General features: G+C 70.8%; 20 protein-coding genes and 3 pseudogenes. 7 read left to right on the top strand and 16 right to left on the bottom strand.

Annotated features, from left to right (window positions below):
• Window positions 1–114: 114 nt before the first annotated feature.
• The 4 genes from ACFVWD_RS16560 to ACFVWD_RS16575 form a co-directional block, all read right to left on the bottom strand.
• Window positions 115–756: a PadR family transcriptional regulator gene (locus ACFVWD_RS16560; RefSeq protein WP_101399879.1), complete on the bottom strand. Its 642-nt coding sequence runs from the start codon at window positions 754–756 to the stop codon at window positions 115–117.
• 37 nt (window positions 757–793) lie between these two features.
• Window positions 794–1,330 (bottom strand): DinB family protein, encoded by a 537-nt coding sequence (locus tag ACFVWD_RS16565; protein WP_389596768.1) that lies wholly within the window; start codon window positions 1,328–1,330, stop codon window positions 794–796.
• Between the two features lie 136 nt (window positions 1,331–1,466).
• Window positions 1,467–2,927, bottom strand: a complete 1,461-nt coding sequence (locus tag ACFVWD_RS16570; protein WP_389596769.1) for an aldehyde dehydrogenase family protein — start codon at window positions 2,925–2,927, stop codon at window positions 1,467–1,469.
• Between the two features lie 188 nt (window positions 2,928–3,115).
• Complete coding sequence (locus tag ACFVWD_RS16575; protein ID WP_389596930.1) at window positions 3,116–3,940, bottom strand: helix-turn-helix domain-containing protein; 825 nt, start codon at window positions 3,938–3,940, stop codon at window positions 3,116–3,118.
• A 358-nt stretch (window positions 3,941–4,298) separates the two neighbouring features.
• Between ACFVWD_RS16575 and ACFVWD_RS16580 the strand changes: the two genes are divergently transcribed.
• Window positions 4,299–4,796: an ATP-binding protein gene (locus tag ACFVWD_RS16580; RefSeq protein WP_389596770.1), complete on the top strand. Its 498-nt coding sequence runs from the start codon at window positions 4,299–4,301 to the stop codon at window positions 4,794–4,796.
• A 124-nt stretch (window positions 4,797–4,920) separates the two neighbouring features.
• Here the strand turns inward: ACFVWD_RS16580 and ACFVWD_RS16585 are convergent, their stop codons facing one another.
• From ACFVWD_RS16585 to rpmG, 6 genes and pseudogenes are all read right to left on the bottom strand, one after another.
• Window positions 4,921–5,190, bottom strand: a complete 270-nt coding sequence (locus tag ACFVWD_RS16585; RefSeq protein WP_389596772.1) for a DUF397 domain-containing protein — start codon at window positions 5,188–5,190, stop codon at window positions 4,921–4,923.
• 631 nt (window positions 5,191–5,821) lie between these two features.
• Window positions 5,822–6,064 carry a 30S ribosomal protein S18 gene (rpsR, locus tag ACFVWD_RS16590; protein WP_389596773.1) on the bottom strand — a complete coding sequence of 81 codons (243 nt, stop codon included), beginning with the start codon at window positions 6,062–6,064 and terminating at the stop codon, window positions 5,822–5,824.
• A 3-nt stretch (window positions 6,065–6,067) separates the two neighbouring features.
• Window positions 6,068–6,598 (bottom strand): annotated as a pseudogene (locus ACFVWD_RS16595) (GTP-binding protein); the annotation flags it as partial.
• A gap of 741 nt (window positions 6,599–7,339) precedes the next feature.
• Window positions 7,340–7,825: pseudogene (locus ACFVWD_RS16600) on the bottom strand (cobalamin biosynthesis protein CobW); the annotation flags it as partial.
• Between the two features lie 89 nt (window positions 7,826–7,914).
• Window positions 7,915–8,160 (bottom strand): annotated as a pseudogene (locus ACFVWD_RS16605) (type B 50S ribosomal protein L31); the annotation flags it as partial.
• A gap of 5 nt (window positions 8,161–8,165) precedes the next feature.
• Window positions 8,166–8,330 carry a 50S ribosomal protein L33 gene (gene rpmG / locus ACFVWD_RS16610; protein ID WP_030846000.1) on the bottom strand — a complete coding sequence of 55 codons (165 nt, stop codon included), beginning with the start codon at window positions 8,328–8,330 and terminating at the stop codon, window positions 8,166–8,168.
• 63 nt (window positions 8,331–8,393) lie between these two features.
• Here rpmG and rpmB point away from each other — a divergent pair, with 63 nt between their 5' ends.
• The 4 genes from rpmB to ACFVWD_RS16630 all read left to right on the top strand — a co-directional run bounded on the left by rpmB (window position 8,394) and on the right by ACFVWD_RS16630 (window position 10,503).
• On the top strand, window positions 8,394–8,630 hold the full coding sequence (gene rpmB / locus ACFVWD_RS16615) for a 50S ribosomal protein L28 (RefSeq protein WP_389596775.1): 237 nt from the start codon (window positions 8,394–8,396) through the stop codon (window positions 8,628–8,630).
• Window positions 8,630–8,935: a 30S ribosomal protein S14 gene (rpsN, locus tag ACFVWD_RS16620; RefSeq protein WP_060899625.1), complete on the top strand. Its 306-nt coding sequence runs from the start codon at window positions 8,630–8,632 to the stop codon at window positions 8,933–8,935. The genes rpmB and rpsN overlap by 1 nt, the downstream gene beginning before the upstream one ends.
• A 295-nt stretch (window positions 8,936–9,230) precedes the next feature.
• The gene (locus tag ACFVWD_RS16625; protein WP_389596777.1) at window positions 9,231–9,701 is read left to right on the top strand and encodes a hypothetical protein; all 471 of its coding nucleotides are present in this window, start codon (window positions 9,231–9,233) and stop codon (window positions 9,699–9,701) included.
• Between the two features lie 250 nt (window positions 9,702–9,951).
• Window positions 9,952–10,503 (top strand): DUF4232 domain-containing protein, encoded by a 552-nt coding sequence (locus ACFVWD_RS16630; RefSeq protein ID WP_389596779.1) that lies wholly within the window; start codon window positions 9,952–9,954, stop codon window positions 10,501–10,503.
• Between the two features lie 169 nt (window positions 10,504–10,672).
• Here ACFVWD_RS16630 and ACFVWD_RS16635 read toward each other — a convergent pair whose 3' ends face one another.
• A complete protein-coding gene (locus ACFVWD_RS16635; RefSeq protein WP_389596780.1) occupies window positions 10,673–11,821 on the bottom strand; it encodes a DUF2786 domain-containing protein in 1,149 nt (382 codons plus the stop codon).
• A 126-nt stretch (window positions 11,822–11,947) separates the two neighbouring features.
• On the opposite strand from ACFVWD_RS16635, the gene ACFVWD_RS16640 reads away from it, so the two are divergent.
• Together ACFVWD_RS16640 and ACFVWD_RS16645 are read left to right on the top strand one after the other, a co-directional pair.
• A complete protein-coding gene (locus ACFVWD_RS16640; protein WP_389596782.1) occupies window positions 11,948–12,739 on the top strand; it encodes a Clp protease N-terminal domain-containing protein in 792 nt (263 codons plus the stop codon).
• 49 nt (window positions 12,740–12,788) lie between these two features.
• Window positions 12,789–14,480, top strand: coding sequence for a bifunctional 3'-5' exonuclease/DNA polymerase (locus ACFVWD_RS16645; protein ID WP_389596784.1), 1,692 nt, complete (start codon window positions 12,789–12,791; stop codon window positions 14,478–14,480).
• A gap of 88 nt (window positions 14,481–14,568) precedes the next feature.
• Here the strand turns inward: ACFVWD_RS16645 and ACFVWD_RS16650 are convergent, their stop codons facing one another.
• The 5 genes from ACFVWD_RS16650 to ACFVWD_RS16670 all read right to left on the bottom strand — a co-directional run bounded on the left by ACFVWD_RS16650 (window position 14,569) and on the right by ACFVWD_RS16670 (window position 21,002).
• A complete protein-coding gene (locus ACFVWD_RS16650; RefSeq protein WP_389596786.1) occupies window positions 14,569–17,745 on the bottom strand; it encodes a BTAD domain-containing putative transcriptional regulator in 3,177 nt (1,058 codons plus the stop codon).
• Between the two features lie 436 nt (window positions 17,746–18,181).
• Window positions 18,182–19,078, bottom strand: a complete 897-nt coding sequence (locus ACFVWD_RS16655) for a glycosyltransferase family 2 protein (protein ID WP_389596787.1) — start codon at window positions 19,076–19,078, stop codon at window positions 18,182–18,184.
• Window positions 19,079–19,180: 102 nt separating this feature from the next.
• The gene (locus ACFVWD_RS16660; protein WP_389596789.1) at window positions 19,181–19,618 is read right to left on the bottom strand and encodes a DUF3052 domain-containing protein; all 438 of its coding nucleotides are present in this window, start codon (window positions 19,616–19,618) and stop codon (window positions 19,181–19,183) included.
• A 196-nt stretch (window positions 19,619–19,814) separates the two neighbouring features.
• Window positions 19,815–20,111 (bottom strand): hypothetical protein, encoded by a 297-nt coding sequence (locus ACFVWD_RS16665; protein WP_389596791.1) that lies wholly within the window; start codon window positions 20,109–20,111, stop codon window positions 19,815–19,817.
• Between the two features lie 135 nt (window positions 20,112–20,246).
• Window positions 20,247–21,002: an NPP1 family protein gene (locus ACFVWD_RS16670; protein ID WP_352049981.1), complete on the bottom strand. Its 756-nt coding sequence runs from the start codon at window positions 21,000–21,002 to the stop codon at window positions 20,247–20,249.
• Between the last annotated feature and the right edge of the window lie 651 nt (window positions 21,003–21,653).

Consider the following 21,653-nt stretch of genomic DNA (forward strand, 5'->3'; position numbering starts at 1 on the left):
TCGTACTGGACGTACTTGGGTCTGTGCCCGGTGCGGCGAGAGTACGTGCATGGCGTCGCGGGGCAGACGGGAATTTGACGACAGGGCCTAGGACCCGTCCGGCGGAGGACGTGGCTACTCCTGGTCGCCGGGGTGCGGGGTTCCCGTCGCGTACGGGTTCTCCTCGCCGTCCACCAGGACGCCGACGAAGGGCCGGCCCTCCCCGGCGAAGGTGTACGCGCCGCCCCGGATGCGCTCGATCAGGCCCCGGGTCCACTGTGCTCCGGAGTCGGCGGAGTGGACCCAGAAGTTCATGATCTCGCCGATGTGGCCGAGCTGTCCGGGGCCGTCCTCGGGGGTGTAGTACCCGGTGACGGACTTGCGCCACTCCTCGATGGCGCGCACCCGCTCCTGGAGGAGTTCGAGGGTCTCCGCACGGCCGAGGTCGACCATGAAGCCGAGCGCGGCCGAGAGGATGTCCGGTTTCTGGTCGTACGCGGTCAGCGACCGGCGCAGCAGCGTGAAGTACTCCTCGGTGCCCTTGTCCGTGATCTCGTACTCGGTGCGCGGCGGGCCGCCCGCCGTGGACGGGGCGATCTCGTGGGCGCGCAGCAGTCCCTGCTTCGCCATCTGCTTGAGCGCGTGGTAGATCGAGCCGGGCTTGGCGTTGGACCACTCGTGCGCGCCCCAGTACTCGAGGTCGTTGCGCACCTGGTAGCCGTGGGCCCGCCCGTGCTGGCGGACGGCACCCAGCACCAGGAGACGGATCGCTGACATGGGGTCCAGGTTATGGGGGCGGATGAGGGCGCGTACGTCAGCCCTCCTGCGCGCGGGCGACCAGCTCGAAGGCGGTGACGCCGTCCAGGGACTCGCGGATGATGTCGGCGTGGCCGGCGTGCCGAGCCGTCTCGCGGATCAGGTGGAGCGCCACCCAGCGCATCGAGACCCGTTCCCGGGGGAACCAGGGGGCTACGGGCAGTGCAAAGGTCTCGTCGAGGCTGGGCGCCGAGCGGATGAACGCCTCCGTCTCGGCGGCGACCTTCTCCCAGTACGCGAGCTGCGACTCGACGGTCTCCTCGCCGACGAGCGCAAAGCACTCGTGCCAGGTCGACTCGTCCCGCTCGACGGCGGGCGGCTCGCCCTTGGCGCGGGCGATCCAGGCCTGCTCGGTCTCGGCGACGTGCTTGAGCAGTCCGGCCAGGGACAGTTCGCTCGCGCTCGGCCTGCTCGTGGCCTGTTCCGGCGTCAGGCCGATCAGGGCCCGGCGGATCCCGCCGCGCTCGGCCTCCAGGAAGGAAAGCAGTGCTCCGCGCTCGTCGCCGGGAGTCTCCGCCGAAACGTGAGTAACCATGATCGCCGCCCTTCATCGGTCTGCCTGCCGGGCATCCCCTGCCTGACACCGATGAACGTACGGGCCCTTGCGGTCAGCTTCTGTCCGCAAGGGCCCGGGCGACGAAAAGTCTCTGAGTCTCCGAACGGAAGGAGCCCTAGAACGGGAAGAAGCTGCGCCCGTGCTGGACCGAGATCCACTTCTGGGTGGTGAAGGCGTCGACGGTCGTCTCGCCGTTCAGGCGGCCGATGCCGGAGTGCTTCTCGCCGCCGAAGGGGACCAGCGGCTCGTCGTGGACGGTGCCGTCGTTGACGTGGAACATGCCGGTGTCGATCTGCTTGGCGAAGGCGACACCGCGCTCGACGTCGGCGGTGTGCACGGCGCCGCTGAGCCCGTACGGGGTGTCGTTGACGATGCGTACGGCCTCCTCCTCGCCGTCGAAGGTGACGAGGAGCGCGACCGGGCCGAAGATCTCCTGCCGGAGGATGGCGGAGTCGGCGGGCAGGTCCGTCAGGACGGTCGGCTCGACGAGGTTGTCGGTGGTGGCGCCGCGCACCAGGGCCGTGGCGCCCTCGGCGATCGCCTGGTCGACCGCGCCAGTGAGCGAGTCCGCCTGGGAGGAGTTGATGACCGGGCCGATGATCGTCTGGGGGTCGCTCGGGTCGCCGACCTTCAGCGTCTTCACCTTGGCGACGAACTTCTCGGTGAACTCGTCCGCGATCGATCGGTCCACGAGAACGCGGTTGGCGGCCATGCAGACCTGGCCCTGGTGGACGTACCGGCTGAAGACCGCCGCGTCGACGGCGTAGTCGATGTCCGCGTCGTCGAGGACCACCAGGGCGCTGTTGCCGCCGAGCTCCAGCACCGCGCTCTTGAAGTGCGAGGCGCAGACCGTGGCGACGTGGCGGCCGACCTTGTCGGAACCGGTGAAGGAGATGACCTTCGGGACGGGGTGCTCGATGAAGGCGTCGCCGATCTCGGCGATGTCGGTGATGACGACGTTGAGCAGACCGCCGGGCAGGCCCGCGTCCTCGAAGACCTTCGCCACCAGGGAGCCACCGACGATCGGGGTGTTCTGGTGCGGCTTGAGGACCACGCCGTTGCCGAGCGCCAGGGCCGGCGCGACGGACTTCAGGGAGAGCAGGAAGGGGAAGTTGAAGGGGCTGATCACGCCCACGACGCCGACGGGGACGCGGTAGAGGCGGTTCTCCTTGCCGTCGATCGGCGACGGGAGGATCTTGCCCTCGGGACGCAGCGCCAGCTGGATCGACTCGCGCAGGAACTCCTTGGCGAGGTGGAGCTCGAAGCCCGCCTTGAGGTGGGTGCCGCCGAGCTCGGCGATGATCACCTCGGTGATCTCGGCCTCGCGCTCCTCGATGATGCGCAGGGCCTTCTCGAAGACGGCCCGACGGGCGTACGGGTTGGTCGCGGCCCATTCCTTCTGGGTGCGCCGGGCGGCGCGATAGGCCTCGTCGACCTCGTCGACCGTGGCTATGGTGATCGACGCCAGCTTCTCGCCGTTGTACGGGTTGAAATCGATGATGTCCCAGGAGCCGGTGCCCTGGCGCCACTCGCCGTCGATGTACTGCTGGGCCAAGTCGGTGAAGTAGGACGACATGCGCTCCCTCAATCCCCTTGCTGCCGAGGCAGACATCCGAGTCTGAGTCAGCAGACACATCCGATCAACGTCTGATCAGACGTCATCGTACTTGCGTCCAAAGGGAGTTGGAGAGCACCTCCGAAGAGTCCATGAAGACTCACAGGCGAACAGACCGTGAAGACTCGCCGGAGGTGGTGAGGGGAAGATCAGGAGAGCTGGAGCAGTCCCCGCAGCAGATCGCGGCTCTCGGAGGGCCCGGGGCTGTCCTGCTGCAACTGCTTGAGCGCGCCCTCGTACTGGGTGACGTCCTCGCGTTTGTCCAGGTAGAGCGCGCTGGTGAGCTGCTCCAGATAGACGACGTCCGACAGGTCGGACTCCGGGAAGCTCAGAATGGTGAAGGAACCGCTCTCGCCCGAGTGGCCGCCGAAGCTGAACGGCATGACCTGAAGTCGTACGTTGGGACGCTCCGACACCTCGATCAGATGCTGGAGTTGCCCCCGCATCACCTCGCGGTCGCCGTACGGGCGGCGCAGCGCGGCCTCGTCGAGGACGATGTGGAACTCCGGGGCCTTCTCGGAGACGAGGTACTTCTGCCGCTCCAGGCGCAGCGCGACGCGCCGCTCGATGTCGGCGGGCGAGGCGCCCTGCATGCCGCGCGCGACGACGGCGTGGGCATAGGCCTCCGTCTGCAACAGGCCGTGCACGAACTGGACTTCGTACGACCGGATCAGATGGGCCGCGCCCTCCAGGCCGACGTAGGTCGGGAACCAGCTGGGCAGGACGTCCGAGTAACTGTGCCACCAGCCCGCGACGTTGGCCTCCTTGGCGAGGGAGACGAGCGACGTGCGCTCGGCCTCGTCGGTGACGCCGTACAGCGTCAGCAGGTCCTCGACGTCGCGCGTCTTGAAGCTCACCCGTCCCAACTCCATGCGGCTGATCTTCGATTCGGAGGCACGGATCGAGTAACCGGCCGCTTCTCTGGTGATTCCGCGCGACTCCCGCAGGCGCCGCAGATGTGACCCCAGCAGCATGCGCCGCACCACCGAGCCGCTCGACTCACCAGCGCTCACGTTCGTCCGCCTCCCCAACCGTCCTCAAGGGCCGAAGTCTGCCACTAAAACACTTCAAGCAGTACTCGTTCAGTTACAGAAACGGAAAGACTCCAAAGGGGCCACACAGGAAAAGATCAGTAGAGGGTCAACAAGCGGGAAGAAGGTGACAGAAGAAATGACCAAGAAAGGGTGAAGGAAGGTCTAATTCGGGCGCGTGCACGTGCATCTGCCCTTGCATCTGCTGTACGCATTCGGAACCATGGTCCTCGCGCCACCGCTGCATCGCAACGACCGCGAACACCCGGGAGTGCCTCGCATGGGGACGAATGGATCGACCATGCTCGAGCCCTTACGGCAGGGACTTCCGCCGCTCGACCCCGCGGCCGTGTCCAACGCCGCTTCCTGCGCCCTGCCGGCGCGCTACGAAGCGGTGCGCGAAGCTCGGCAGTTCACCCGCAGAACGCTGGACCAGTGGGACATCGGCGAGCGCTTCGACGACGTCTGTCTGGTGGTCTCCGAGCTCGTGACCAACGCGCTGCGGCATGCCCTGCCCTCGGACACACCCCGTTCGGACGACCAAGGCCCGCCCGTGCGGCTGCACTTGATGCGGTGGACCTCACGTCTGGTGTGCGCGGTGCGCGACCCCAGCCACGACAGCCCGGTCGCGGGCGACTCGGAGGACTTCTCGGCGGAGTCGGGCCGCGGCCTGTTCCTGGTCGACTCGTTCGCCGACAGCTGGGGCTGGCACCCGCTCGCGGGCACGCTCAGCGGCAAGGTCGTATGGGCGCTGTTCCGGCTTCCGCAGCCGGCCGTCGGCGGGGTTTCGGCCGAATAGAGAACCGCGGCGCTTTTTGGCGCCGCGGTTCTACGCGCGTTACGCGCCGCGAGAAGGCAGTTGCGGTCAGTTATGCCGGTTGCCCCGCCCGAATGCGCGTCCAGGCGTGTGACGTCGGCTCACGTCAGCCGGCGATCAGGTGGTCGAACTCGCCGTCCTTGATGCCCAGGAGCATGGCTTCGATCTCGGCGCGGGTGTAGACGAGCGCGGGCCCTTCCGGGAACCGCGAGTTCCGCACCGCCACGTCGCCACCGGGCAGCCTCGCGAACTCCACGCAGGAGCCCTGCGAGTTGCTGTGCCTGCTCTTCTGCCAGGCCACCCCGGTCAGCTCGGTCGCAGCCATGCCGTTGTACACGTCATGCAGGTCATCCACGTCGTACACGTCGTGGTCCACAGGTCGCTCCCCGGTCGTGCAGTGGCCGATGTGGCCATTGATGCAGTGGCCAACTGCCCCGGATCATAGCTCTGTTCATGTGCAGATGCATGGGCAGATGCACGTGCACGGGGGGTGGTCCCACGGTTACAGCTTTTACCGCCATTTGACTACGGCGTGTTGACCGCCCGACTACTGCCTGGTACTCGCCGGGCTGCGTCTGGTCCAGCGTCTGCCCCGGAGAACGCATGACATGCGATCTCCAGCCCCCCGTGCATGATCTTCCGCCCCATCATCCGTGCAGGGTCGTCCGGGTCGAATCCCTCATGCATTAAGAAGAGACGCGTACCGGGCCCTTCGAGTTTCAACGTTCACGTAATGGCCCAATCCGGAGGGGTCACCGGATCGGCGTCGGCCCACCGGACGCACGGCATCCGTTCCGGCTGTACGCGAGAATCCGCACGTCAACGATGCCGGAGAGGCGGATCGCCCTCCGGAACGGGGGCAGGTCTCGGTCCGGGACAGGGTTCATGACTTGCCGCCGCCGGGTTCAGTCTCGGCCTCGACCGCGGCTTCGGTGTCCATGTGGTCGGCCAGGGCCTGGACGGGCTGAGGCCCCCTTCTCCGTATGAAGCGTGTCGGCCGGGTGGGATCAGCGGCCGGTGCCGGAGTAGGGCAACAGCGCCATCTCACGCGCGTTCTTGATCGCGCGGGCGAGCATCCGCTGCCGCTGCGCGGTCACCCGGGTGACCCGGCGGCTGCGGATCTTGCCGCGGTCGGAGATGAACTTCCGCAGCAGGTCGGTGTCCTTGTAGTCGATGTACGTGATCCCGTCGCGGTCCAGCGGGTTGGGGCGGGACTTGGTGGCGGGCTTGGCTGCCGGCTTGCGGGCCATGGGTCAGACCTCCAGGAGGGAGTCGAAGGCGGGCGGGAGTCGCTTCCAGGCGGCGGGGCCCGCGGCGTACTCGGCGTCGGTCAACAGGCAGGACTCCAGTAGCAGTTCGAGCCCCTCGCGGTCGAGCCCCGGCGAGGTGAAGACGAGGTGCTGGCAGCAGTCGCCGTGCTCCGGGTGCCAGTCGAGCGCGGCGGCGGCGCGACGGACGGGCGGGACCATGTCCCACGCGGCGTCCGGGAGCGAGGCGAGCCAGGGGCCCGCGCTCTCCACGCAGAGCGCGCCTCCGGCCGCGTCCCAGTGCAGCAGGGTGTCGGGCCGGTCGGCGAGCCAGAACCGCCCCCGGCTGCGCGCGGCCGCGCAGGTCAGGTCCTCCAGCGCCGCGTACAGCCGCTCGGGGTGGAACGGTCGTCGCCGATGCCATACGAGCGTGCCGACACCGGCCTCGTCGGCCTCGGCCGGCAGCAGCGCACAGGCCGGGTGCTGGGCCGCGGCCGCGGCTTCGACGTCGAACCCGGCGAACGCGGCGTCGACGAGGGCGGAGCCGGTTCCCGCGGACCGGGGTTCGGCACCGCCCGCAGCGGGGCCGATCCCGTCAGAGCGGGGTTCGGCACCACCAACAGCGGAACCTGGCCCCGCGGATCGGGGTTCCGCACCACCAACAGTGGGGCTCGACCGCTCAGATCGGGGTTCCGCACCACCAACAGTGGGGCTCGACCGCTCAGATCGGAGTTCCGCATCACCAACAACGGAGCCTGGCCCCTCGGATCGGAGTTCCGCACCACCAACAGTGGGGCTCGACCGCTCGGATCGGAGTTCCGCACCACCAACACCGGAGCCGACCCCCTCAGACCGGGGGCTCGCACCGTTCACAGCGGGGCCAGCCTCCAGACCACGGGCGCCGGCACCGGCAGCCGTATCGGCAGCCGTGTCGGCGCCGTCGGTTCCGTCCGCACCGGGGGCGGTGTCCGGCCCGGCGGCCACGCCCGGGCTCCCGCCCCCGCTCGGCGCGTCAGTCGCACTCGGGCCGAGCGGGTCGGCCGGAGCGGTGTCCTTCGTGTCGACGGGGTCCGCGTCCCATCCCGGTGGGGTCCAGCCCGCGGCCGGGGTCCGGGCCCGCGCGAACCAGTTGGTTTCCCGGGCCTCGCCACCCGTCACGTCGAGTTCGACGATCGGGACCTGGAGGGCCGTGGGATGGAGTTGGACCAGCAGCGCGCGGTCCTCGTCGTCGGCCTGTTCCGAGGCGGCGACGGCGAGGACGGGGGCGTACTCCAGTTGGCGGGCGAAGGTGTCGGCGACCGTGCGCCGATCGGTGGCGGCCGCGGCGAGGCCGACCTCGGCGAGGTCGTCGCCGTTGGCGAGGTAGGGCAGGAGCAGGGCCGGGTCGACGGCCGTGATCACAGAGGTCAGCCGGAGCCCGCCCGCCACGACGACCTCGGCCATGGCCTTGGGCTCGACCGAGTCCCACAGTTCGACGACGGCCAGGCTCGTCAGGCCCGCATCCGCGAGGCGCCACAGCTCCGGCACCAGATCCTCGCGCAGCGCGCAGCACGCGCAGTCGTTGACGAGCGGGGTCTCGCCCGCCGACACGATGCCGTTGGCGTCCCGGATCGTACGGACGACCGTGCCCGCCGCTGCCGTCGCCAGGTCGTGGTGGAGGGCGACGCTGCCGGGAACGTCGGCGAGCAGCCGTGCGACGGCGGCCCGCCGCGCATCCGCGTGCAGGCCGCCGACGATCACGACGGAGAGGTGCGAGGACGGCATCAGCCGGCACCGCCGCGCTTGCCGCCCGCCTCGCCGCCCGCCTTACCGAGCGCCTGGACGCCCGCCTTGCCGAGCGCGTACCCGACCGCTCCGTACCGGCGCTCGAAACGCTCCACCCGGCCCGCGGTGTCCAGCACCCGCGCGTTGCCCGTGTAGAAGGGGTGGCTCACGTTCGAGATCTCGACGTCCACCACCGGGTAGGTGTGGCCGTCCTCCCATTCGATCGTCTTCTCCCCCGCCGTGGCAGCGAGCGTCGAGCGGGTGAGAAAGGCGTGGTTCGCGGCGCGGTCGCGGAAGACGACGGGGCCGTACTCCGGGTGGGTTCCCTTGCGCATGACGGTCAGCGCTCCTCTCGGAAGTCGACGTGCCGGCCGGCTACCGGGTCGAACTTGCGCAGGGTCATCCGGTCCGGGTCGTTGCGCCGGTTCTTGCGGGTGACGTACGTGAAGCCGGTCCCGGCCGTGGACCGGAGCTTGATGACGGGACGGAGTTCGTTGCGTGCCATGGCTGGTATCTTAATGAAAATGACTCCCATTTCCAAGACGTCTCAGAGAGAGGTGCGCCACCCTTGTCCGCGCATTGCATGCTGACCGGCGCCACGCCGGGCTTCGGCAACTCCATCTCCCACTCCCACCGGCGCACGTCCCGCCGCTTCGACCCGAACGTCCAGCGCAAGCGCTACTGGCTGCCGAGCGAGGGCCGTCACGTACGGCTGCGGCTGAGCGCGAAGGGCATCAAGACCGTCGACGCGATCGGCGTCGAGGCGGCCGTGGCCAGGATCCGGGCCCGCGGGGTGAAGGTCTGATGGCGAAGAAGAGCAAGATCGCGAAGAACGAGCGGCGCCGGGAAGTCGTGGCCCGGTACGCGGCGCGGCGTGCCGAGCTGAAGGAGATCCTCCGCCGGCCGTCCTCGACCGAGGCCGAACGGGCCGCCGCGCGGGAGGAACTGCGCCGCCAGCCGCGCGACGCGAGCGCCACCCGCGTTCGCAACCGGGACAGCGTGGACGGCCGCCCCCGCGGCTACCTGCGCACCTTCGGGCTGTCCCGGGTGAATCTGCGGGAGCAGGCGCACGCGGGCTTCCTGCCGGGTGTCCGCAAGTCATCCTGGTAGCGCGCCGCGTCCGACGGCGCCGGCGAGGCACTCCCGATTCCTCGCCAACTCCCTCGGAACGGTCACTCGACGCCCCCTCGGAACCATGACCCGACACCCGCTCGGAACCACGACCCGCCGACTCCCTCAGAAGATTCGTAAGTTCTCCCGATGTCACGCTCAGGGTGTTCGCGAGTGCGGCTGATAGCTTGCTGCGGTCGTTCCGGCGACCCCAGCGACACCATCACCCTTGGGGGCTTCAGTGACATCGGCGACTTCGGCGACCCTTCCGCGTCGGCGGACCCGGGGCGCGGCCTTGGCCTTGGCCGCGGGTCTGGCGGGCACGCTCGCGCTGACCGGGTGCAGCAGCGACTCGGGGTCGGGCTCCGGCAACAGCTCCGCGAGTCCCGGCGCGTCCGCTTCGGGGACGGCCGGCACGGGCGGCGGCTCGGGCACTCCGACGGCCGCCGCCGGCAAGCTGGAGGGCAGCTGGGTGGCCACGACCGGCGGCAAGGCCGTGGCGCTGGTGATCACCGGCAAGCAGGCCGGGCTCTTCACGACGGGCGGCACCGTGTGCACCGGGACCGCCGGTGACGAGGCGGGCATGCAGATGATCCACCTCAAGTGCACGGACGGGGACAAGGACCGCGCGACGGGCATGGTCGACTCCGTGAACAGCACGACACTGAAGGTCACCTGGTCGGGGAAGCTCGGCAAGGAGTCGTACACGAAGGCCGAGGGCGGTCAGCTCCCGTCGGGACTGCCGACGGCGAGTCTGGGCTCCTGACCGGCCCGACCCCGCCCTGACCTGCTCCGACCCGACCCGACCTGCTCCTGGCAGCGGGCCGCGCAACCCCTGGGGCTCCGCGGCCCGTTCGCGTGTCCGTCGCTCATTCCGTCGACGTAGGGCGACCTTTCAGACCGCATTCGGGACATATGCGGCACGGGAGAGGTGTGCGACAGGGGGGCCGCGCAACGCGTGCCCACCGGTCTGCGTGATGATCCATGAGCACCTTCACGAACCCAGGGGGAAACCCATGCGCGCCCTTCCGATCGCCGTCGTCGCCGCCGCGGCGGCACTCACCCTGACCGCCTGCGACAGCGGCGGCAGCAGCGACAGTGACGGCGGCAAGAAGGCCTCGACGGCCTCCTCGTCCGCCGCCGCCTCCACGGCCTGCAAGATCGACCAGATCGGCATCCAGGTCGGCCCCGCAAACGCCGCGCCGGCCGCCGGCGACACCGGCAACGTGCCCGTCACGCTCACCAACAAGGGTGCCGAGTGCACCCTCCAGGGCTTCCCCACCGTCAAGGTGCAGGACGGGGGCACGAGTGCGGACGTACCCGAGGAGAAGTCCGCGACTCCGCCGAAGCAGACGCTGGCGGCGAGCGGCACCGCCTCCTTCACGATCACCTACGTACGGGGCACGGCGGGCGACGGGAAGAGCCTCGCCGCGACCACGCTGAAGATCGGCCTGCCCGGTGCCGCCACCACCCAGAGCTTCAAGTGGTCGTACGGCCCCCTCGCGGGCAAGACCGGCCCGAACGACCCGAACGCCTCCGTGAGCTCGTTCCAGCCCGCGGGCGACTGAGCGCCGTCCGGCGCAAGCCGGGAGCCGCTCAGCCGTGCAGCGCAAGCCGGGAGCCGCTCAGCCGTGCAGCGGAAGCCAGAAGGCGCTCAGCCGACCGGCCAAAGCCGGAAAGCGCGCAGCCGACCGGGCGAAGCCGACAGACGCTGCGCCGACCGGCCGAAGCCAGGCGTCAGCGAAGCGGCGGGCGCGCCCTGACCTGGGCGCGGTCCGCCGCCGCGGCCCCTTCCTGCCACCCGGCCGCGTCGTTGACCCCGCGCAGCCGGGTGGTGACGGTGTCCGGGAACATCCGCTCCATGTGGTCGTTGACCGCCACGTCACGGGCCGCCAGGACGGGCAGCAGCTCCCCCGCCGGGGCCTCCGACGCGACCTCTCCCTCGGCCTCCTCGGCGGCGGTCGCCAGCCGGTCGCCGATCCGGTGTGCGTACGCGGCCAGGAACGACTGCCGGAAGCTCTTCGTACGCTTCCTTCCCCCGGCGCGCTGAGCCGCCTCCGCCTTCGTCATCGCGGCCGTGGCCTGCACGAGCAGCGAGGTGTAGAGGAGTTCGACGGCCTCCAGGTCGGGTTCGAAGCCGACGACGGTCGAGAATCCGAGCGACTCGTTCCACACGGCGCGACAGCGGTTCGTGTCCGCCACCGCGTCCAGCAGTACCGCCTTGGCCGTCTCGTACGGCGGCTCGACACCGATGCGGCAGGCGCCGGGCGCGTCCTTGGCGTGCGTACGGGCGGCGAGCAGCGCCTCGTCGATGCTGTGCCGGGCCATCAACTCCTGGGCCTTGGCGCTCAGCGCCTCAGCCTCCTCCGGGAATCCGGTCGCCTCGGCCTTGGCGAGCAGCGCGCGGATACGGGTGAGCATGCGGGAGTCCTGCGGGGCGGCCGGGTGCCGTGACGTGACGTCAGACAGGTGCGTGTCGAGGGGTTCGAGGGTGGGGAGGCGGAGCAGCAGCCGGTACAGCTCCAGCGCGGCGGTCGCGAGTGAGAAGCGGTCGGTGCGCGGGGCGCGGGCGTCGAGCTCTTCGAGCTGCGCCGCCCAGCGCGGGCCCCGGGGCCGCCGGTCCCGGCCGGCCTCCGCGCGCACCAGCTCCGACACCAGCTCCAGGTGTACGTCGTCCAGTTCACGCCGCACGATCCGTACGACGTCGGCGGGCTGCCAGCCGCGACGCCAGGCCACGGAGACGAACTCCTCGCCGCGGCGGGCGAGTTCGGCGTCGGAGGCGGGGTCGGCGGCGAGCAGCGAGGCGCCCGTGTCGAGGGCCGCGTCACTGTCGGCGTAGAGCGCGGCCTCGAAGGCGCGCTCCACGGTGCTGGGCGTACTGCTCATGCGTCGATCGTGTCACGCCCTCCGAACCGGACCGTCCACACCCTGTGGACAGGGAAGCGTGGACAGGGACACGGAGGGTGTCAACTTCGGGTTGACACCTCTCACCTGTCAACCTAAGGTTGACACATGACGACGAACCCACCTGCCAAGGCATCCGTACGTCTCGACGACCTCATCGAGGCCATCAAGAAGGTCCACACCGACGCGCTCGACCAGCTCCAGGACGCGGTGATCGCGGCGGACCACCTCGGCGACGTGGCCGACCACCTGATCGGCCACTTCGTGGACCAGGCCCGGCGTTCGGGCGCGTCCTGGACGGACATCGGCAAGAGCATGGGGGTCACCCGGCAGGCGGCGCAGAAGCGCTTCGTCCCCAAGGCCGAGTCGGACCTCGACCCCAGCCAGGGCTTCGGCCGCTACACGCCCCGCGCCCGGAACGCGGTCATGGCCGCGCACAACGAGGCGAAGGCCGCGGGCAACGCGGAGGGACTCACCGAGCACCTCGTCCTCGGCCTCCTCTCCGAGCCCGAGGGGCTCGCCGCGAAGGCGATCACCGCGCAGGGCGTGACCCTGGACGCCGTCCGCGAGGCCGCGACCGCGGCGCTCCCGCCGGCGGCCGACGAGGTCCCGGAGCTCATCCCGTACGGCCCCGCCGCGAAGAAGGCCCTGGAACTCACCTTCCGCGAGGCCCTCCGCCTCGGCCACAACTACATCGGCACCGAACACATCCTCCTGGCCCTCCTGGAGTACGAGAACGGCAACGGCGTCCTCAGTGGCCTCGGCATCGACAAGACAGCGGCGGAGGCCTACCTCGCGCGCGTGCTGGAGCTCATCACGGTGGCGGGACAGCAGAGGGACCAGTCGGATCAGAAGGACGAGCCGGATCAGAAGGACCAGAAGGACCAGAAGGACCAGTAGGACGCCGCGTCCGCGGCCGTTGTCAGACCCCCCTGCGAGACTCGGAACCATGAGCGACCGGTGGGCTCTCGGGCCGGCCGAGGACGGTGGTGCGGAGGTCGCCCCCCTCGGCCCCGACGGGCTGCCCGCGGGACCGGTGCACAGGGAGGCGGACCTGGTCGAGGCCGTGCGGGGGCGACCCGACGTGGTCCGGTGGGTCTGGCGGTCCACGGCCGAGGTCTATCCGCGTCTGCTCGCCGCGGGGGTGCGAGTGGAGCGGTGTTACGACATCGAGGCCGCCGAGACACTGCTGCTCGGCCACGAGGGCCGTCTCGGCGAACCCCGTTCGGCGGCCGCCGCGCTGGCAAGGCTGCGCGGCGGCCCCGTGCCTCCGGATCCCCCGCAGCGCTCCGCCGAGCCCGGCTCGCAGTCGTCCCTCTTCGAGCCACGCCCGGTCCATGTACCGATGGAAGACCTCCTGGCGGTGTACGCCGATCAGCGCCGCCGGCACGACACGACGGCGCACCCGGAGCGCATGCACCTGCTGACGACGTCCGAGTCCGCGGGCATGCTGGTGGCGGCCGAGATGAACCGCACCGGGCTGCCGTGGCGCGCGGACGTCCACCGCGAGATGCTGCACGAACTGCTCGGCGAGCGGTACGTGGGCGGCGGCGAGCCCAGACGCCTCGCCGAGCTCACGGACGAGGTGTCGGCCGCCTTCGGCAGACGCGTCCGCCCCGACCTGCCCGCCGACGTCATCAAGGCCTTCGCCCAGGCCGGAATCAAGATCAAGTCCACCCGGCGGTGGGAGATCGAGACCGTCGAGCATCCTGCCGTGAAGCCGCTGCTCGAGTACAAGAAGCTGTACCGGATCTGGGTGGCGCACGGCTGGTCCTGGCTCCAGGACTGGGTGCGCGACGGACGCTTCCGACCCGAGTACCTGCCCGGCGGAACCGTCACCGGCCGCTGGGTGACCAACGGCGGGGGCGCCCTGCAGATCCCCAAGGTGATCCGGCGTGCCGTCGTCGCCGACCCGGGCTGGCGGCTCGTGGTGGCCGACGCCGACCAGATGGAGCCGCGGGTGCTGGCCGCGATCTCGCGCGACCCCGGCCTGATGGAGGTCGCGGGCCGGGAGAGCGACCTGTATCAGTCGGTGTCGGACCGGGCGTTCGCCGGCGACCGGGCGCAGGCCAAACTCGCCGTGCTCGGCGCGGTGTACGGGCAGACGTCCGGCGACGGCCTGAAGAACCTGGCCGCGCTGAGAAGACGCTTCCCCCGGGCCGTCGCCTACGTGGACGACGCGGCGCAGGCCGGCGAGGAGGGCCGGCTCGTACGGACGTGGCTGGGGCGGACGAGTCCCCCGGCGGCCGGCGCGTCCGACGCCGCGTCGGAGGAGGCGGGCCTCCCCCAGGACGAACCCGCCGAGGCCCTCGGAGACCAGGGCTGGGTACCGGGTTACGCCTCCTCCAACTCCCGCGCCCGCGGCCGCTTCGCACGCAACTTCGTCGTCCAGGGCAGCGCCGCCGACTGGGCGCTGCTGCTGCTCGCCGCCCTCCGGCGCACCTGCGCGGACCTCGCCGCCGAACTGGTCTTCTTCCAGCACGACGAGGTGATCGTGCACTGCCCGGCCGAGGAGGCGGACGCGGTCGTGGCCGCGATCCGGGAGGCCGCGGAGCTGGCGGGACGGCTGACGTTCGGCGAGACCCCGGTCCGCTTCCCGTTCACGACGGCGGTGGTGGAGTGCTACGCGGACGCGAAGTGACCAGGACGGTGGACTGCTCCTCGGCCAGGCGACCCAACTCCTGCGCCAGGTGACCTTTTCGGCCGGGCGACCGTCTCCTCCGGCCGACCTACTCCTCCTCCAGGAGTTCCTTCAGCGCTCCCACCACCGAGCTGTCCGTCCCGTCCAGCGCCGCGAGCGCCGACTTCCACAGCCCGTACGCCCCTCCGGCATCCCCCTGCGCGTGCAGCAGCAGCCCCAGCTGATGCCGGGCGAGCCCGCCGGTGTACCGGTCGGCGCGCTGGTCGGCGCGGCACAGCAGCAGATCGCACTCGCGCGCGGCCCGTTCGACATCCCCCACCCCGCGCAGCGCGCGCACCAGCCCGAGCCGCGTCTGCGACTCCCCGTGCCAGTCGCCGTGACCGCCGAGGATGCGCAGGCTCTCCTCGAAGTGCGGTACGGCGGCGGCCGGTTCGCCGAGCGTCAGGTGGGCGTAGCCGATGTTGCAGTGCGCGGAGTGCCGGATGATCACGTCGTCCATCGCGTCGCCGATCGCCAGGCTGCGCTTGTGGTGCTCGATGGCGGCACGGGCGTCCGTGTGCTCGTACAGATTGCCGAGGTGGCTGTAGGTGATGGCCTCGGTGTGCGGGTCGCCCAGCTCCCGGGAGAGTTCGAGGCTCTGCAGCAGCGCCTCACTGGACTCGGCGTGGCGGCCCAGCCCCTCCAGGAGCATGCCGCGGTTGTTCAGACCGCGCCGGATCCACGACAGCACCCCGAGCCGCCGCCAGATCGCCAGCGCCTCGTCGTTCAACGTGAGCGCCTCGCTCGCGCGGCCGGTCATGAAGTGCAGCCCCGCGAGGTCCCCGAGCGCGTACGCCTGCGCGGCCTCGTCCCCGAGCCGCCGGGCCGCGCCCAGCGCGGCCCGCAGAAGCACCTCCGACTCCGGGACCCGGCCGCTGCGCTGGAGGTAGGGGTTGAGCAGCCGCACCAGCACGGGAACGTACGCGGATGTGTCCGCGTACCGCTCCACCAGCGCCACCACGTTCTCCAGTTCCAGGTCGCCCCAGGCGAAGGCGTCCCTGGCGGTGCAGAACGGCGGCGTGGCCGCGGCGTCCACCGTGTGCGCGGCCGGCTGCGCGGCGGTCGGCCGGCTGCGGTCCTCGCGGTCGAGGCCCGGCTCGACGATCGCTTCGAGGGAGCGGGCGGCGACACCGGCGTACCAGCGCAACGCCCGCTCGGACACGCAGATGCCCGCGCCCCCGTCTCCGGACTCCCCGTCCGTCGCGCCCACGATCTCCCGGGCGAAGTCGCGGACGAGGTCGTGGGGTGCGTAGCGGCCGTACGCCGTCTCCTCCAGGAGCGCGACGTCGACGAGGCGGTCGAGGGCCGCCTCGGCACGGAACTCGGCGATGCCGGAGAGCCGGGCGAGCAGGGGCGCCCCGTACACGGGGAGGTCGAGCGCGCCGATGCCGCTCAGCACGAGCGCCGCGTCCTGGTCGGCCTCCCGCTCCGAGGCACGCAGCGCGTCGAGCGCGACGGCCAGGGATCTGCGGACGCTCAGGTCGTCGTACTCCAGATGGTGCAACCGTCCTTCGGTGGCGGTCAGTTGACTGGCGAGGACGTCCGGCGTGAGCGCGCGGCGCGCGGCGAGACGGGCCGCGACCACGCGCAGGGCGAGCGGGAGCCGGCCGGTGAGTTCGACGAGGGGGTGCGCGCCGTCGAGGCCGTCCACCCGTCCGGACACCGCGCGCAGCAGCGCCGCGCTGTCCTCGACCGAGAGCGGCGCGAGCGGGAAGCGCCGCACGCCGTCCAGCGCGGTGAGCGGCGAACGGCTCGTCACGATCACCGCGCACCCCGCGCCCGCGGGCAGCAGCGGCCGTACCTGCGCGGCGTGCGCGGCGTCGTCGAGCACCATCAGGGTGCGCGTCGGAGCCAGCATCGAGCGGAGCAACGCGGCGGCGGCATCAGGGTGTTCGGGAATACGGCGCGGCTCGGCACCGAGGTCGCGCAGCAGCGCGGCGAGCGCCTGGCCGGGGGTGAGGGGGGTCATTCCCGGCGTGGCCCCGTGCAGGTTGACGTACAGCTGGCCGTCGGGGAATCGTTCCCGCAGGCCGTGTGCCACATGAAGCGCCAGGGCACTCTTGCCTACTCCGGCCATCCCGCTGATGACGGCGACGGCCGGAGCGGAAGGCCTGGAATGCCGGGCCGTGTCGAGGGCCACGTTCAGTTCCCGGCGTACGTCGGTGCGGCCGGTGAAGTGTCCGGGCGGGGGTGGGAGTTGGGCGGGCCGGGGCGGGGCCGGGGCGGCCCGCTCCGTACGGTCTCCGTCGTCGACCCCGTTCCCGTTCGGGTCGTGTGCGGACTCGTCGCTGTCCCCCGCCCGCTCACGCAGGATCTCCAGATGCGCCGCGCGCACCGCGGGGCCGGGCTCGACACCGAGTTCCTCGACCAGGCGGGTCCGTAGATCGCGGTGGACGGCCAGGGCCTCGGCCTGACGTCCGGTGCGGTGCAGTACGAGCATCAGCAGCCGGTGGAAGGCCTCGCGCAGGGGGTACTCGGCGACAAGCGCGGACAACTCGGGTGCGAGGGCGGCGAGTCGGGTGGTGCCGGAGGTGTTGGGGGCACCGGTGACCTCCGTTGCTTTCGCGTCGGCGGAGACCCCGGCGTCCCCGATGTCCGTGATGTCCCCGAAGACCCAGCCGACCCCGGCACCCTCGGCTCGCCCGACTCCACCGGTGCCCTCGCCCGCACCGCCGGTACCGGCACCCCCGGCACCCGGCCCCGTAAGCCGCAGCTCGGCCTCGTACCGCCACTCCAGGACGAGCAGCCGTGCCTCCTCCAGGCGCTGGACGAGCGCGTGTCCGCCGAGTTCGGGCGGGACCCCGCCGAGCGGTGTGCCGCGCCACAGCGCGAGCGCCGCCAGGGCCTCGCGCAGCGCCCGCTCCCAGTCGCGCCCGGCGTGCGCGGCGCGAGCGGCCGTGACGTGGGACTCGAAGACGCGCACGTCCAACTCACCCTCGCCGACCCGCAGGAGATACCCGGGCGGCATGGCCCGCAGCCGCTCCGGATCGTCCAGGAGCCGCCGCAGCCGAGTGACGTGGTTCTGCAACGAGGCCTGCGCCGACGCGGGCGGCGCCCCGCCCCACAGCGCGTCCTTGAGCGCGTCCACCGAGACGACCCGGCCCGGCTCCAGGAGCAGTGCGACCAGCAGGGCGCGCATCTTGCCGCCGCCGATCGAACGGACCTCGCCGTCGGCGTCGTACAACACCGGCGGCCCCAGCAGCCCGAACCGCAGCCCGTACCGCATAGCCCGCCCCACTGCCTTCCCGTGCGACCGACCCGACCGGTTCAGACCGGTACCGACCACACCCATGGCGACTTCGCGCCTTCTTGCGACGACTTCACGCCGACCGACTTCCGGTTTCCGGGTTTCCGGATGGAAACCCGTTGGCGACATGTTAGCGATCCGTTGGCGCGGGCTGATGGGATCACTGCATCGGATCTGGCCCGACGGTGCGCGCGTACAACGCGTAACTCGGGGGAGTGTCGCCGCCGTGGCCGGATCCGGGGACAGAGAGGGCCCCGGTCGTCGGAGGTGAGCGACCGGGGCCCTCGTCCGCTTTTGCCGTCCCGCACACGGGCGGAGGCGTGCGACCCGTACACGGGCGGAGACCTGCGACCCGTACACGGGCAGAGGCGTACGACCGGCACACGGGCAGCGGCGTACGACCGGCCCGCGTTCATCAGATGACGGGCGGGCGTCCCAGCCGCGTGAGCCGCCACACCGTCCGCCACCGCATCGGCCGCCGCTCGCCGCCCGACTGCCGCAGCCCTTCCGCGAAGCCGCCGAACCAGGCCCGCAGCCCGCCGAGCGACCGCGTCCGTGCGAGCGTCAGCAGCATCCAGATTCCCAGGTGCACGGGGATGAGCGGGAGAGGCAGCCTGCGACGGGTGAGCCAGACCCGGTTGCGGGCGGTGACCCGGTAGTAGATGGCGTGCCGGGCGGGCGAGGTCTTGGGGTGCTGGAGCAGCAGTTCGGGCTCGTAGAGCACGGTCCACCCGTCGTCGACGGCCCGCCAGGCCATGTCCGTCTCCTCGTGCGCGAAGAAGAACTCGGCGGGCCAGTCCCCGATCCGGGCGAGCATCGGCATGGACAACGCGTGTCCGCCGCCGAGGAACCCGGTGACCGGACCGCCCCGCATCGGGTCCTTGGCCCCGACCCTGGGCACGTGCCGGCGCTGGGTCTCCCCGTTCTCGTCGGCGATGCGGAAGCCGACGATGCCCAGGTGCGGATCGGCGGCGTACAGGTCCCGCACCTTGCGCAGCACATCCGCGTCGACCAGGAGTCCGTCGTCGTCCAGTTCGACGACGACGTCCACGTCCGCGAACTCCCTGAGGCGGGCGAGGCCCACGTTGCGGCCGCCCGGGCAGCCGAGGTTCTCGTCGACCTCGATGCCGGTCACCTCACCGGGCAGTCCCAGCCGCTCGGCGAACTCGGGCAGGGGACACCCGTTCCCCACGATCACGATCCGCGCGGGCGCGACGTCCTGCTTGGCCACCGAGGTGAGCAGCGCGTCGACCTCGTCGGGCCGGTTCCCCATGGTCACGACGGCAACGGCGATCCGAGGCCCTTCCGACACGACACCACTCCATCCCAGGCCGACAACTCTGCCCGCGATGCTAGCTGTTAACCCTGGGTCTCCCTCAGGTACGCCGCGTTTCCTCGCGCTCTCCGCATTTACTCACGTCGTACGAAGCTCTTTGCGCCGTACGAACTTCAGTCCCGACCAGTCCTCCCCCAGCGCGGCCACCTTCACGTCGACCACCCCGAGCGGCAGGAAGATCTCACGCAGGGCGTTCTCGGTGATGTCGCTGCGGTGCCCGGCCGCCTTGCGGGGCCAGGCGATCCAGAGCATCGCGTGATCGGCGAGGCCGTCCACCAACGCCGGAGCCTCGGCGACCAGTTCCCCCAACGACCGATGGAAGACGACGGCGACATCGGCACCCGCGGCCCCGTCGCCCCCATCGCCCACGGACACGGCACACCCATCCGGCAGTCCGGGGATCTCCCACCCCTCGGGCCGGTGCACCAGCCGCACCCGCTGCCCGGCCTTGACGCCGATCTTCTTGGCGAGCGGCGTAGCGGAGTACCCGCCGCCGGCCGTACGGGACGTACTCACACCCGGCCCCCTTCCCGCCCCCGCCTTCCGCCCGGTCAGGGGCGAACCTGCTCGGGAACCTACTCGGCGCGGGGGCCACGGCACGGGGTGCGCGCCGGGAGTCCCGTCAACTCTTACCGACTCTTACCGACTCGTGTCGGCTCTTACCGATCCGTGTCGACTTTTACCGGACGCACACCCGCACACCCGCACGGCCTCAGGCGGCGTACGCGCCCCGCACCTCGAAACGCTCGGCGGACGGCGGGACGGCCAGCCAGGCCTTCAGGCCCGCCTGGAACTCGCGGAACTCCTGGATCGCGGAAAGCGGATTCTCGATCCCGTCCGCGATCTCCAGTTCCGCGAGGTAGGTGACTCCGTCGGGGAGCCGGTACGAGGCGTAGCGCACGCCCTTGGGCCGCGCGGCCCCGATCGCGGTGAACATCTTCCGCAGCGCCGCTTCGAGCTCGTCGACGCACTCGGGCCTCACCGTGGCACGCATCATCAGAACAGCCATGTCGTCATCTCCTTCTCGCCCCTGTCACACCTGTCGCATCTGTCACACCGCTACCGGGCCACGTAGGTGGCGCCGTCTCCCTGACGCGCCCGGGGGCGGAGGTGTGACAGGGACGAAGAAGGATCCCCCGACCGGTCAGGCGTTGGGGTCGAACGAGATGCCCGCCGGCATGGCCTTCGTGAGGTGGGCGGCGAAGTTGGCGTCCTTGAGGCCGAAGTTGGCGCTGCCGAAGTCGTAGGCGCTCAGCTTGTCGCGCAGACCCGCCGGGTAGCCGTTCCAGCCGACCAGGGCCGGGTACTGCCAGGTGTGGTAGCCGTTCTCCGGCGGCTCGTCGCCCGAGTTCGCGAGCCGGAAGTCGTGGGTGCTCAGACCGTCCTTGTGGTAGACGATCTTGGGATGTGTGCCGTCCCACAGGACCTGGTCGGCGCTGTAGACGTTGAAGTCGCCGTGCGCGGACGTGGAGACGTACTTGGCCTGGTTGTTCTGCACCCAGACCGCCACGTGCTCCCAGTCGTGGCGATGCCCGCCGATCGTGGCCTGGTCCTTCTCGAAGTAGAGGCCGTAGAGGATCACGCACCAGCCGTTGTTGCACTTCTCGCGCGAGTAGCCGTTGGTGTTGTCGAGATCCGAGGTGTCGTGGCACTCGCCGCTGGGTGAACCCGACGGCTTGAGGCCGCCGTTGATCGTCCCGTCGGGGCCGATGGCGGGCGTGGGGTAGCAGCCGTCCGTGTCGTAGTCGTACGCCGGCTGCCAGGTCTTCTCCAAGTCGTCCGCGTTGGCGGGCAGGGCCTTGGGCGGGGCGGCGAGCGCGCTGCCGGGGAAGGCGACGACCAGCGCGACGGCGCTACCGAGGATGAGAGAGGCCCTGCGTACGCGCGAGCTCTTCTGCACTGCGTCCTCCTGAGGGACCGCGAGGGGGTGGGGCAAGCGGTTTCATTGGCATGCCCCGATCACCCTCACGTGACTCGTTGAGCGCTCAAGCGGTGGCGGATGTCCCGGGGATGAAAGATCAACCAACAAAGGGGACGGGGAAGTTGGCGCCGAGCGGAAGGCGGGTGCTCCTTCCCCAAGGGAACGCGAGAACCGGCAAAGCGACTGAGGCGCGACCGGCAACGCGACTTGGCAAAGCGACTTGGCGAAGCGACTGACGCGTGACCAGCAACGCCCACACCACCTGAGTCGACGCCTCAGCCGACGTCCAGGGGGAGTCGTTCGGATCGCCTCGGATCAGGCCGCGGCGTGTGGTGCGGGGCGTGGTGCGGCGCGCCGCAAGGCGGAGCACTGCCCGCGTACTGGGCGCACTCGGGTGATGCGACAACGTGGCGAGGCGCCGTGGCTGGCATCACGGACCCGGGGTGATCCGAACAACACGCCCCCGGGCGCCGCCGCGGCTCTCATCGCGCTGTTCCGAACCACACCGGAGCGGGCCGGAGAACCGGCCCCCCCCCCGACCCCCCCCCCCCCCTGAACCCCGGGTCTATTAAACCAAAACCCAACCCCCAAACCCCGGTTCAAAACGGATTTCGGGGTGGTGTTGGTAAT

The organism is Streptomyces sp. NPDC058086 (genome assembly GCF_042885015.1).
In the GTDB taxonomy this organism is placed as follows: domain Bacteria; phylum Actinomycetota; class Actinomycetes; order Streptomycetales; family Streptomycetaceae; genus Streptomyces.

Excerpts from the sequence above, each read along its gene's own strand:
- ACFVWD_RS16650 (WP_389596786.1), bottom strand. The coding sequence starts at position 17,745 with ATGCGGTACGGGCTGCGGTTCGGGCTGCTGGGGCCGCCGGTGTTGTAC.
- ACFVWD_RS16575 (WP_389596930.1), bottom strand. The coding sequence starts at position 3,940 with ATGCTGCTGGGGTCACATCTGCGGCGCCTGCGGGAGTCGCGCGGAATC.
- rpsR (WP_389596773.1), bottom strand. The coding sequence starts at position 6,064 with ATGGCCCGCAAGCCGGCAGCCAAGCCCGCCACCAAGTCCCGCCCCAAC.
- ACFVWD_RS16640 (WP_389596782.1), top strand. The coding sequence starts at position 11,948 with ATGACGACGAACCCACCTGCCAAGGCATCCGTACGTCTCGACGACCTC.
- ACFVWD_RS16580 (WP_389596770.1), top strand. The coding sequence starts at position 4,299 with ATGCTCGAGCCCTTACGGCAGGGACTTCCGCCGCTCGACCCCGCGGCC.
- ACFVWD_RS16645 (WP_389596784.1), top strand. The coding sequence starts at position 12,789 with ATGAGCGACCGGTGGGCTCTCGGGCCGGCCGAGGACGGTGGTGCGGAG.
- rpsN (WP_060899625.1), top strand. The coding sequence starts at position 8,630 with ATGGCGAAGAAGAGCAAGATCGCGAAGAACGAGCGGCGCCGGGAAGTC.
- ACFVWD_RS16570 (WP_389596769.1), bottom strand. The coding sequence starts at position 2,927 with ATGTCGTCCTACTTCACCGACTTGGCCCAGCAGTACATCGACGGCGAG.
- ACFVWD_RS16635 (WP_389596780.1), bottom strand. The coding sequence starts at position 11,821 with ATGAGCAGTACGCCCAGCACCGTGGAGCGCGCCTTCGAGGCCGCGCTC.
- ACFVWD_RS16565 (WP_389596768.1), bottom strand. The coding sequence starts at position 1,330 with ATGGTTACTCACGTTTCGGCGGAGACTCCCGGCGACGAGCGCGGAGCA.
- rpmG (WP_030846000.1), bottom strand. The coding sequence starts at position 8,330 with ATGGCACGCAACGAACTCCGTCCCGTCATCAAGCTCCGGTCCACGGCC.
- ACFVWD_RS16560 (WP_101399879.1), bottom strand. The coding sequence starts at position 756 with ATGTCAGCGATCCGTCTCCTGGTGCTGGGTGCCGTCCGCCAGCACGGG.
- ACFVWD_RS16665 (WP_389596791.1), bottom strand. The coding sequence starts at position 20,111 with ATGGCTGTTCTGATGATGCGTGCCACGGTGAGGCCCGAGTGCGTCGAC.
- ACFVWD_RS16630 (WP_389596779.1), top strand. The coding sequence starts at position 9,952 with ATGCGCGCCCTTCCGATCGCCGTCGTCGCCGCCGCGGCGGCACTCACC.